10 protein-coding genes are annotated in these 10,742 nt (G+C 49.5%); 2 read left to right on the forward strand and 8 right to left on the reverse strand.

The genetic code is table 11. The features are described from left to right. Nucleotides 1-536 (forward strand): transposase (locus AC14M5_RS02980; protein ID WP_484028141.1); only part of this gene is annotated, 536 nt, incomplete at its 5' end. A gap of 193 nt (nt 537-729) precedes the next feature. Here AC14M5_RS02980 and AC14M5_RS02985 read toward each other — a convergent pair. Then, complete coding sequence (locus AC14M5_RS02985) at nt 730-1,539, reverse strand: hypothetical protein (protein WP_484028142.1); 810 nt, start codon at nt 1,537-1,539, stop codon at nt 730-732. Nucleotides 1,540-1,657: 118 nt separating this feature from the next. Here AC14M5_RS02985 and AC14M5_RS02990 point away from each other — a divergent pair, with 118 nt between their 5' ends. Continuing rightward, complete coding sequence (locus AC14M5_RS02990) at nt 1,658-1,780, forward strand: hypothetical protein (RefSeq protein WP_484028143.1); 123 nt, start codon at nt 1,658-1,660, stop codon at nt 1,778-1,780. Here the strand turns inward: AC14M5_RS02990 and AC14M5_RS02995 are convergent. The 7 genes from AC14M5_RS02995 to ftsZ all read right to left on the reverse strand — a co-directional run bounded on the left by AC14M5_RS02995 (nt 1,777) and on the right by ftsZ (nt 10,737). After that, nucleotides 1,777-3,222, reverse strand: coding sequence for a hemolysin family protein (locus AC14M5_RS02995; RefSeq protein ID WP_484028144.1), 1,446 nt, complete (start codon nt 3,220-3,222; stop codon nt 1,777-1,779). The two genes, AC14M5_RS02990 and AC14M5_RS02995, sit on opposite strands and share 4 nt — an antisense overlap. A gap of 63 nt (nt 3,223-3,285) precedes the next feature. Next, nucleotides 3,286-4,281 carry a P1 family peptidase gene (locus AC14M5_RS03000; protein ID WP_484028145.1) on the reverse strand — a complete coding sequence of 332 codons (996 nt, stop codon included), beginning with the start codon at nt 4,279-4,281 and terminating at the stop codon, nt 3,286-3,288. Then, nucleotides 4,278-5,537, reverse strand: coding sequence for a winged helix-turn-helix domain-containing protein (locus tag AC14M5_RS03005; protein ID WP_484028146.1), 1,260 nt, complete (start codon nt 5,535-5,537; stop codon nt 4,278-4,280). Before AC14M5_RS03005 ends, AC14M5_RS03000 begins: the two co-directional genes overlap by 4 nt. Nucleotides 5,538-5,548: 11 nt before the next feature. After that, nucleotides 5,549-8,764, reverse strand: coding sequence for a PAS domain S-box protein (locus tag AC14M5_RS03010; protein WP_484028147.1), 3,216 nt, complete (start codon nt 8,762-8,764; stop codon nt 5,549-5,551). A 105-nt stretch (nt 8,765-8,869) separates the two neighbouring features. Beyond that, nucleotides 8,870-9,061 carry a hypothetical protein gene (locus AC14M5_RS03015; RefSeq protein WP_484028148.1) on the reverse strand — a complete coding sequence of 64 codons (192 nt, stop codon included), beginning with the start codon at nt 9,059-9,061 and terminating at the stop codon, nt 8,870-8,872. Then, complete coding sequence (locus AC14M5_RS03020) at nt 9,058-9,486, reverse strand: hypothetical protein (protein ID WP_484028149.1); 429 nt, start codon at nt 9,484-9,486, stop codon at nt 9,058-9,060. The genes AC14M5_RS03015 and AC14M5_RS03020 overlap by 4 nt, the downstream gene beginning before the upstream one ends. Nucleotides 9,487-9,555: 69 nt before the next feature. Further along, nucleotides 9,556-10,737 carry a cell division protein FtsZ gene (ftsZ, locus tag AC14M5_RS03025; protein ID WP_484028150.1) on the reverse strand — a complete coding sequence of 394 codons (1,182 nt, stop codon included), beginning with the start codon at nt 10,735-10,737 and terminating at the stop codon, nt 9,556-9,558. Nucleotides 10,738-10,742 lie beyond the last annotated feature (5 nt).

Below are 10,742 nucleotides of genomic sequence, written 5' to 3' on the forward strand. Positions count from 1 at the left end.
TGACGATCCTGTCTGCGATTGGAGACATCCGACGCTTTGAAAGTCCGAAGAAATTAGTGGGTTATGCAGGCTTGGGAGCTGGCGTGCATGACAGCGGGCAGAAACATCGCGAAAAAGGGATCACCAAGTTTGGGCGCAAGGAATTACGCTGGGCGTTGGTGGAAGCCTCCTGGCAGGCAATCCGTTCCAATCCGAGTTGGCGGGCGGAATATGATGAGCTGTGCAAACGGAAGCATCAGAACCAGGCGATTGTTGCGATTGCCCGAAAATTGTTGGTGACGCTTTGGTATCTGTTGACTAGGCAGGAATCCTACGATCAATCCAGTGAGGAAGATCTGGCCTACAAGATGCTGACCTGGGCCTGGCATATCGACAAACCTGCTTTGAATGGCATGAGCAATCAACAGTTTGCGAAGTATGGATTGATGCGCCTGGGAAAAGGGGAACACCTGACACGGATCGTGAGAGGCGGCCTGCCGCGACGAATTGCTTCCAAGGAGGAAGTGTTGGCCTTGAAGCCAGAGTTGAAGCAATAATTTCTGTGAATTTCCAGTAAGTCGCGCGGAAATGAATGCGCCCAATGCGGCAGGAGGTCCTGGCGGGCTGGCGGAGCGTTGCCTTTTTTTGATTTCGCCATCCCTCGTGCAGCACAAAAAGCTTTGATTTTTTCCCTCTTGACAACTGCTACTCATCGGTGGCACGCTTTTTGCCATAAAAGACCTTTGGTTTTTAGAACTTTGCAAACGCCAAACCAGATTTACGCTCTTGCTTTTTTGATTCGTATTCATCGCTTCTGCAAAATGACGCTGGGGAGAGTGACGAATTTGAGCCTAAACTCAACGCACATTTTATCAGGTGATTATCGTCTGTTACAAAAACATCAGCAGAAATTCGAGCCGCCGCAAAAATATTTTCTAAATCTTCCGATGGAATTATAGTTTCTCTAACAAAGACATCAATTACAAATGGGTCTGCCCTGTTGCCAGACTTGATACCATAATTTTTCATCCATGAAATATCGTCGCCAAAAATAAGAGTGTAAGGCAATATGACAATATTATTTTCTCGAAGCATTTCCCGAAAACCGTTACATAGACTTTCAAACAATGCCCGCTGTTTCTTTAGAGCGGATAATTCATCTATGTTTTGTTGTGCCTTTTCAATTTCATTTGGATTGACATAGCGAGCAACCATTTCGGCATAACTGGATGGGTCAATTCCTAAAATATTGTTTGACCAAAATAAAGCATATCCAATGTTGTCATCATGAAATCTGCTTGCCAATTTATCTAAAGACTGAGGGTCACTTTCATTTTTCAAGAAGCGGTTAGCCCAATCACCACGTCCTTCAGATGGCTTTTTACCACCAACACCACGAAAAGCCATATATGCTTCATAAACACACTTTTCAAAAGTAAATCGTTTGGTTTCTTGGTCATTAATAAACAAAGGCAATTCGTGATGCTGACGATAGCCAACAAATGCCTTTAGCAAAACGCTTGTATCTAAAAAGACGATAAATTTGCTTGTGTTGTTCATAGATTTGCAAGGGGCGTGCCAACTACGCGTTTACCCGCCAAATGGCGGCCTAAATACTTATATATTTCCTGCCACCTAAACACCTAAATTAATTTAGACATTATGCGGAGAAACATTAATGCCAGAACAAACTTTTGTCATTGTACGGCTTTCAATCAGCAAGGTCAAGCACTTGTCGCAGGGGAGCGATTACATCCCCGATAACGCGTATTTGAATGGGTTTGTTTGTCAGGCGATCTAATCAGCTTGATCAGAAGGCAGGGTTTCAGCCTTCCTATCCGCTGGCAGGAACAGGCTTAGGGTAATGATGCGATGACGGTCAACTTTCTCAACACGTATCCGAAGACCATTGATCTCCACTTCATCACCAGCAGCAGCAGTTCGGCCCAAAGCATTGATGACCAGGCCAGCCATCGTATCGGCTTCATCGGAGCGAAAACCAAAGCCGAAGAGTTCATTTACTTCGTCTATTCCAACACGCCCTGCCAATTGTATATGACTATCCGACCGCTTCAAAATCTCTGGCTCTGTTTCTCCATCGGGCAAATCTCCAAAAACCCGTTCCAGCAAGTCTGCGAGGGTAACAAGACCGGCTGTGCCTCCGTATTCGTCTATGGCAATGGCAATCTGCTGGCGGCGTTTCTTGAACTCTGTAAGCAATTTATCTATCCTGATCGTTTCAGGTACGAAGGCCACCTCATGCACTAGTGGCGTCAAATCCAGTACTTTCTCATCAATTGCCTGGCTGCCATTCAGTGTTGGTTGACCGCTGTTCTTATCAGAAATGGTTGTCTTCAATTGTTCCAATTCCTGAGAAAGCTCGCGGTAATTCAGATGCTCCAAATCTTTGGAGTTGACAATCCCAATAATGTCATCCAACGAATCGTCATAAACTGGAACACGCGTGTGAGGCCGACCCTGCAAAAAATCAGTTAATGCGCTGCGTGTTATTGCCAACGGCAGAGCCTGCATCTCCAACCGCGGCACCATCACGGCACGCGCGGTGGTATCCGAGAACCTCACAACACGATGTAAAATCTCAAACTCGGTGACATTGATTTCACCGCCTTTGTGTGACTCTGTAAAAAGCATATCCAATTCTTCCGGTGAGTGCACCTGGCTATGACCCTCGGCAGGATGAAAGCCGATCAGGCGCAAGAGGAAGTTGCCTATGCCGTTCAGCAGCCAGGTCAACGGGGAAAAGATAGTGGCAAAGAACAACATCGGGCGGCCGATCCAAAGGGCGGTTACGTCTGGCCTTTGAAGTGCAATGGACTTTGGCATCAACTCGCCAATAATAACGTGCAACGCGGTCATGATGAAATAGGCAAAGCCCGCAGTCAGCCCCGCAGAGGTAAGGCCCAACCACGTCTCCGGTATCCAAATGAAAAGGGGATGCAAAAGCGGCTCCAGCGCTTCCTCCCCCAGACCTCCCAACAGCAGGGATGCAATCGTAATCCCCACTTGAGTGGCGGCAATGTAGCGGTCAAGATCCCGCACGGCATGTTTAACCACAACTGCGGCGCTGTTGCCTTCAGCGGCAAGCTGGTCAATGCGTGTCTTGCGGACGGAGACAAGCGCAAATTCAGAAGCCACAAAGAAGGCGTTCGCTAGAACCAAAATAAACACGATGGCAAGATCCATCGCGATTGTGCCCGTTTCTGGAGAGGCTACTTGCTCCATAAGATATTCCATATTCTAAGAATCAAAACTCCGACTTCAGTATAAATCAACTTTTTAAGTTTTTCATGTTTTATTCAACCCGGGCAATCCGCCAGCAGACTTTGCCATCCTCACTGCTCGCAAAATTGCATCCTCCATCACTTCCGCGGCGAACGCGCCGATAATTGAGACATCGGCTTTTTTTGCGCCGGTGGACAGTGCAAAGATCACATCACCATCCAACATGGTATGAGCAGGTCTTATGGTGCGAGCGATGCCATCCTGCGCCATCTGCGCAACTTTGGTCGCCTGGGCTTTGGTCAACTTTGCGTTGGTCGCTACAACCCCGATCACCGTATTGGCACGACCCGCAAAACCGAGAATCCCACGGCCTATTGGATTCTTCATCATCGCAAGCGTATCCGCAAATTGATTCTTTTTCCCAATTCGCAGTGGGCCGACCTTCCCAGACCGAAGGCCTGCGATGATCTCGCCTGTTTTTGGATCAGTCACATCACCAAAGGCATTTACCGCCACGATGGCACCCACGATCACGCCCCCACCGATATCCATGCTGGCGGTGCCAACCCCAGATTTCATCGCCAGCTTGAGGCCAAACATCTTGCCGATGGATGCGCCCGTGCCTACGCCTACATTTCCCTCGGCAGGTGGGTCGGATAATGCTGAAGCGGCGGCGAGATATCCCATGGCAGAATCAGGCCGCAGGTCCGCGCGACCGAGGTTCAAGTCATATAAAATGGCAGAAGGGACGATTGGCACTTTGGCGGCACCGGTATTGAATCCGATCTTCTTTTCTTCGAGATAGCGCATCACGCCGCTGGCTGCATCCAAACCAAATGCTGAGCCGCCAGCCAAAACGATGGCATGAACTTTCTGCACGAGATTAATGGGATCCAACAGATCGGTCTCGCGCGTTCCGGGCGCACCGCCGCGCACATCCACACCGGCCACCGCGCCTTTTCGGCAGAGGATGACAGTGCAGCCAGTTAAGGCTTCTTCATTCTGCGTGTGCCCCACTTCGATGCCGCGCACATCGGTGATGGCATTTTTTAATTTCATGATTTCAACTTCTTCTTCAAGTAAGCACGCAGTTTTATTGGTTTGATTCCACTTAGGTCGATTTTCTGCGCGCCAATCATATCGGCGAATCTCTTCAGGCCATTGGCGAGCGCATCCGCGAAGGCTTCATCTTTCGGGGCATCGTCTTCGAGCCAGAAGCCGAGGATGTGAAGGGTGTTGGTTGTGCGGTCGAGCTTGGGGTCAAGCCGCGCCACCAGGTCGTCACCATACAAGATCGGCAAAGTGTAATAACCCCAGCGGCGTTGATGGGCGGGCTTATACACCTCCCATAAATATTCAAAGTCAAAAACTTTTTGCGCGCGGCCTCTTGCGCTGACGATTTCCAACGGTGCGAGCAAGGTGACTTCTTCATCCGTTGTTGGACCTTTTGGCTTCCATGCTTTGGGAATGCGCCCCGCTTCCAATTCGGACAGGTGAGGCTGGTCGCTGTTCAAGATGAGGAATCCATCCTTTGAGCCTTCCACCCCAACCCGCGAGACAACACCCTGCTCAACAAGTTGATGCACCAGATTTTTCGCATTTTCCCGCGATACATCTTTATGGATGTAATAGGAAAGTTCAGTTCCCAGACGGCTTTCACGCATCATTCCCAAAAAGGCAATGATCTTCCTGCTCATAAAGTCAATCGTTTCTTTTTCAGTTACCGAATAATCAAACTCTGACGGCACAACCCGTTCCCGCAGGTCGTAGATGCGGTCGAAGCCTTTGCGGTTGGAGATCATCACTTCACCTGTCAACCACAGGTAAAAGAGGGCAACGGAAGTTTCCTTGCGCCCGCGATAACTCCATGCTTTTACCTTTGTGCCTTCAAAATCCCTATTCCCCAACGGGCCGCGCTCACGCAACTCGTTGAGGATGAATTTCAACAACTCTTTTGGCGGATGCTTGAAAGATTCGTAGTTCAACCCCTGGGCTTTGCGCTGTTTCATGTGCAAACGCCAATATGGAAAATCGCTCATGGGGTACATCATCAGCCAGCCGCCATAGTCGAAGGCTTTGCGCTTTGCATAGGCCATCTCGTATAGATGTTCAGGCTTGTAATTCAACACGCGCCCATATATGGCAATGTCCTGGCTGCGTGCGACCATGGTCAACGGGTCGAGTTGAAGCGCCTGCATCTGGCGCAAAGCGGATTCAGCGCCGAGCGGCCCCTCGAAACGGCGACCAGGCCAAAGTCCCTGTGAGGCGAGCAGGAAGCGGCGATATGTTTGTTTTGAGATGGAGTCGACTGTCATTTTGTAAACCGTTAAATATCCTTTATCGTTCTTAAGAAGGTTTCCACAATATACGGGTCGAAGTATTGCCCGCTTTGTGTTTTGATATATTCAAGGGCCTTCTTTTTGGTCCAGGCTCTGCGATAGGGGCGTGAGCTGGTAAGGGCGTCCCATACATCTGCAATGGCAAAGATGCGTGCAGAGAGCGGGATCATTTCGCCTTTAAGTCCGCGCGGGTAACCTGAGCCATCCCACTTTTCGTGATGGCAATAAGGAATATCCAAAGACTGGCGCAGGTAGATAATGGGTTGAAGCATTCTAAGGGCAAGCACGGGATGCGTGCGCATGATCTCCCATTCCTTGTTGGTCAGTTTGCCTTTCTTGTGTAAGATGCGGTCTGAGATGCCCATCTTGCCGATGTCATGCAGCAAGGAACCACGGCGGATATGTTGCAGTTCGCTACCGTTGATGCCGGCTGCCCGCGCCAAGGCCATGGTGAGTTCTGTAACACGCTGTGTATGGCCTTCGGTCTCTTTATCGCGCAAGTCTAATGCGCGAGACCAGCCTTCGATGGTGGCTTCATAAGCAATGGCAAGCTCCATGTTGACGCGCTGGACGCTGTCAAATAGCTGCGCATTATCAATTGTAATGGCGGCTTGCCCTGCCAGTGTTTCAAGGAATTCAAGCCATTCATCATCTGCTGAAAATTTTGAGCGGCTATATCCTTCGAGAACGCCTTTTACCTCCCCTTTTACAAGCAGGGGAATGCAAATGTAATTGGTAAATTTTTCTTCAAACCATAAACGATAAAAGGGCTGATTTTCGATCACGACTTCAGGATCGAAAACCTGGATGACGGTACGTTCCATGACGCAGCGCCCCGCAAAGCTATCATTAAGGTGAACATCTGCGTTTTCGATCATGTTCGTACGAAACCCCTGCCCGGCTGAAAATTGCAACGTTTGCTCGTGAGGATGAAGCAAAAGCACATCGGCGGCATCCACACCTAATTGATTGATGACTTGATTGAGGACGATGTTCAGGGTGATGCGAAGATCAAGGCTGGTGGCGATGGCTTTATCAATCGTCCGCAGGGTTTGCAGGTGTTCGAGGCGGTGAAGCGCCTCGAGCCGAAGGCGGGCCGAATGAATGGCGCCCGCGGCTTGGGATGCAAAAAGCGATAAGAGGCGTTCATCTGCTTCCGTGAATTTTCGTTCAGAATCACCGGCCTCATCCACTGTTAGAACGCCGATCAACTCGCCGCTATATAGCATGGGCACTTCAAGTACTGCACGCAGGGGAACTCCTTCGTATTGAGGAGAACGACCTTCCCAAGTTGAATAATCGTCAACTCGCAGAGGTTTACGAGTCTTTGCTACATGCCCTGCGAGCCCTTCCCCTATTTTCAGGTGGGATCCAATGGTAATGTAAGCCTGTGTATCCACTGTCAATTCCAGTTCATTGCTGGATGGAATAAAAAGATAGATCCCACTGGATGAAGAGTGCAGCAGTTTCTTGGCTGTATTCACAATGACCTGAAGCATGGTGTTCAATTCAGTCTCGGCGGAGAGAGCATTACTCGTTTCATACAATGAGGCAAATTCCTGAGCACGGCGCGCGGTCTCATCATATAGGCGGGTACGATGCAGGGTAGAACCCGCTATTTCTGCCAAGGAGTTTAGGAGTTTCATTTGTTCTGGAGTAATCTGGCGCGGCAATTGAACCGAGACAAAAATTACGCCTACGATTTCAGCGCCAGCCCGAATGGGTACGCAAGCTCCACCCCAACCCGCTGGGATCTTTCTGCGAGTGGAAGGTTGTGGTAAAGGGTCTTTTGCAAACTCGATGGAATGGTAGGGCTCACCAGTTGCGAATACAGTTCCAGCCACCCCCGTACCAACTTTGACCGGAGTATTTTGAAGATCCTTGAACCAGCCGCGCGGAAAGGTATCCCTTAATTCGCTGCTATCCGCATGGTAAAGCAGGATCGTACCTGCGTCTGTCCCAAGCGCGGCGAGTGTCTGATCCAGCAAAATGGGCAGGGCTTCTTCAAAGGTTTGAGCTGCCCGCAAAGATGCCGAAACACTGTACAAGGCTTCCAATTCGATCAGCCGCTGACGCAGTGAATCCTCTGCCCGTTTGCGTTCGGTGATATCACGCAACATGCCTTCGTGATAAATGATATTCCCCTGCTCATTGTGGACGTAATACCCGTGATCTTCAACCCATATTTCAGAGCCGTCTTTGCGGCGCATTCGGTAGACTTCAATTTCCTCCTGGCCTGTATCCAAAATATGACTGCCTCTTTCATCGGGCGCAAAGTAAAGTTCTTTCTTGATGTCGATATTCAACATTTCATCCTTCGATGAATATCCAAACATCTTCACCATAGCCGGGTTTACATCAACAAACTTCCCCTCATGTGTACTGCGGTAAATGCCATCCATCATTTGATCGAATAATGAACGATAACGCGCTTCAGATTCGCGCAGCGCATTTTCCATCTTTTTGCTTTCGGTGATATCCACGATCACGCCTTCGATATACCGAATTTCGCCCTGGTTGTCTGGCACGCCCGTGCCCCATTCTTCCACCCAGCGCCATTCCCCGGACTTGTGGCGGATGCGATATGTGACACGAAACGTATCTGTAAAAGGCGCGGTCACGAGCGGAATATCATCGGGATGATAGAGGTCAAAAAAGCTGATCGACCCATTCAAAAATGCATCTGGAGGGTAGCCGGTTAATTCGGCAACTGCATTGTTAATATATTTGACAGTGTAGTTATCATCATTAAGGCACTGATAGATCACACTTGGGATATTCTCTGCGAGCGTTTGGAATTTTAATTCGTTTGTGTGCAAGTCCTGTTCTGCCTGCCTGCGTTCGGTGATATCCTGAATAATGGAAAAAAGGACCATGTCCCCATTTACAGTAACACGAGATGAACGCGATTCGATGATCCGAATTTCACCATTGGCTAGTTTATGCGGATAAATAAAATAATTATCCTTTCCGTTCAGGATGCGTTTTTGCTCTCCATCCACCTGGGCAGGCGGAAGCTGATTAATATCAGCGATATGCATTCTTTTGAATTGGGCAAGGGAATATCCATAAAATTTTTCAGCCGCTTCATTCGCATCCAAAATCCGCCCTGTTTCAGGTTCAATCAGAAGCATGACCGCATTATGTTTCTTGAATATATCAAGAAATGTGTCATCATTTTGTGCGGATAAATCTTCTGACATCAAGTTCTCCTACAATCCTCTTCTCCTCCATCAATGTGCCCGCATAATAATGACAAAAAGACCGACAACCCATTACGATCATCGGTCTTTCTTATAAGTCGATGTTTAGTCATCGCTCAGGGAAGCAATCGCCCTCAACAGGCCGAAGATCAGAACGCCGAGCTTCATGCCCTCCCCGGTGGTGATGGCTGTTTCGCGGTCACTCCTTTCGGCGCGCCGCGCAAGAAGAACGGCGGCTATCAGGCCGGTTATTGCACCGATCAACGTGCCGCCGATGATCACTCTGCTTTTATTCATGGTGTTATCCTTCCAAAAAATGCTTTTATAGTTTCCAGCCAGCCGTTCAGGGCAAGGATGGGCTTTACGGCCATATCCGCCCCGCGAATAATATATGAACGCGCTTTATAGACATAATCCTGGGCAATGCCAGTGTAGTGCGGAAGAATGCCGAGCGCGCGCGCCATCAGGTAGATAAGGCCAATGAGGACGGCAAGAAATATCAACCCCGCAATCATGATGGGAATAACGATCCAGATCGTGGAGATGGCAGCCCAGCGCCCCACATCTCCACCAGACCTGAATGTGGCGAGGCTGATCAATACGACCATGCCGACCAATATCAAGGCACTCAAGGCAACAGGCAAAATGATCTGCATATTGCGCTGCTTGCGATGTATTTGATAGGAATAATGTTCAGGGTGTGGGAGTTTGGCTTTCATCATTTATATTTTAGCATGAATCAAAAAAGTGACAGTCACATTGTGTGACTGTCACTTTTGTTTTATTGAAACTTATCGTCTATTTCTCAAGAATGTGGGAACATCCAGATCGTCTGCGTTGATGCTCGGCGGTTGTGAAGCGGATTTTGTATCATTGGATGAGCGTGTCTCTGCGTTGACGCTGACGGATTCACTTGGGCGTGTAAAAAGCGAGGAGGCAGACATGGCTCCAGATTGAGAAGCAGGCTTCTCGTTGCTGCGTGGGAGGCGTTCCAAAGCGCGGCGCGGGACTCCACTGCGTTCAAATCCAGTTGCGATGACGGTCACGCGGATCTCATCACCCATCTCGGGGTCGATAACAGCGCCGAAGATCATATTGACATCAGGATGCGCAGTCTCACGGATGATGGCCGCAGCGGTATTGACCTCGAAGAGAGTCATGTTCGAGCCACCAGTTACGTTGAAGAGAACGCCGCGCGCGCCATCAATCGTAATATCAAGCAATTGGCTAGAGATGGCTTGTTCGGCTGCGGTCTTGGCACGATCATCACCGGAGCCGCGGCCAACTGCCATAAGTGCAGCACCGCCTTCAGACATGATAGTGCGGACATCGGCGAAATCGAGGTTGATCAAACCAGGGATCGTGATCAACTCGGAGATGCCTTGAATGCCCTGATGCAGAACTTCATCTGCCATGCGGAAGGCATCCTGCAGGGACGATTTTTTATCAGCCAATTGAAGCAAACGATCATTCGGGATGGAGATGAGGGTGTGAGCGTGTTCCTTCATTTTTGTCACACCGGCTTCAGCAGATTGTGAGCGTTTGCCGCCTTCAAAAGTAAATGGACGTGTGACCACACCAATGGTGAGCGCGCCGCATTCCTTTGCAACTTGCGAAACTACAGGAGCCGCACCTGTGCCAGTGCCGCCGCCCATGCCCGCAGTGACGAAGACCATATCCGCGCCTTTCAGCACGTTATAAAGTTCATCGGATGATTCTTCCGCAGCTTTGCGTCCGATCTCAGGATCACCACCTGCACCAAGGCCGCGTGTGATCTTGTCACCCAGGCGCACACGAACAGGCGCACGTGAAAGCGTAAGCGCCTGCGCATCAGAATTGGCAGCGATAAATTCAACGCCTTGAATGCCTTCTTCCATCATACGGTTGACGGCATTCTGACCGGCTCCACCCACGCCAATTACTTTGATACGGGCGAAGGCTTCGGATTGCAGATTTCTTTTGTTCGAGTCCATGTGTT

It is taken from the genome of Candidatus Villigracilis sp. (assembly GCF_057083605.1).

What these genes read in the sequence shown, in the direction of transcription:
- AC14M5_RS02985 (WP_484028142.1), bottom strand. Translation starts at nt 1,539, where the DNA reads ATGAACAACACAAGCAAATTTATCGTCTTTTTAGATACAAGCGTTTTG.
- AC14M5_RS02990 (WP_484028143.1), top strand. Translation starts at nt 1,658, where the DNA reads ATGCCAGAACAAACTTTTGTCATTGTACGGCTTTCAATCAGCAAGGTC.
- AC14M5_RS02995 (WP_484028144.1), bottom strand. Translation starts at nt 3,222, where the DNA reads ATGGAGCAAGTAGCCTCTCCAGAAACGGGCACAATCGCGATGGATCTT.
- AC14M5_RS03000 (WP_484028145.1), bottom strand. Translation starts at nt 4,281, where the DNA reads ATGAAATTAAAAAATGCCATCACCGATGTGCGCGGCATCGAAGTGGGG.
- AC14M5_RS03005 (WP_484028146.1), bottom strand. Translation starts at nt 5,537, where the DNA reads ATGACAGTCGACTCCATCTCAAAACAAACATATCGCCGCTTCCTGCTC.
- AC14M5_RS03010 (WP_484028147.1), bottom strand. Translation starts at nt 8,764, where the DNA reads ATGTCAGAAGATTTATCCGCACAAAATGATGACACATTTCTTGATATA.
- AC14M5_RS03015 (WP_484028148.1), bottom strand. Translation starts at nt 9,061, where the DNA reads ATGAATAAAAGCAGAGTGATCATCGGCGGCACGTTGATCGGTGCAATA.
- AC14M5_RS03020 (WP_484028149.1), bottom strand. Translation starts at nt 9,486, where the DNA reads ATGATGAAAGCCAAACTCCCACACCCTGAACATTATTCCTATCAAATA.
- ftsZ (WP_484028150.1), bottom strand. Translation starts at nt 10,737, where the DNA reads ATGGACTCGAACAAAAGAAATCTGCAATCCGAAGCCTTCGCCCGTATC.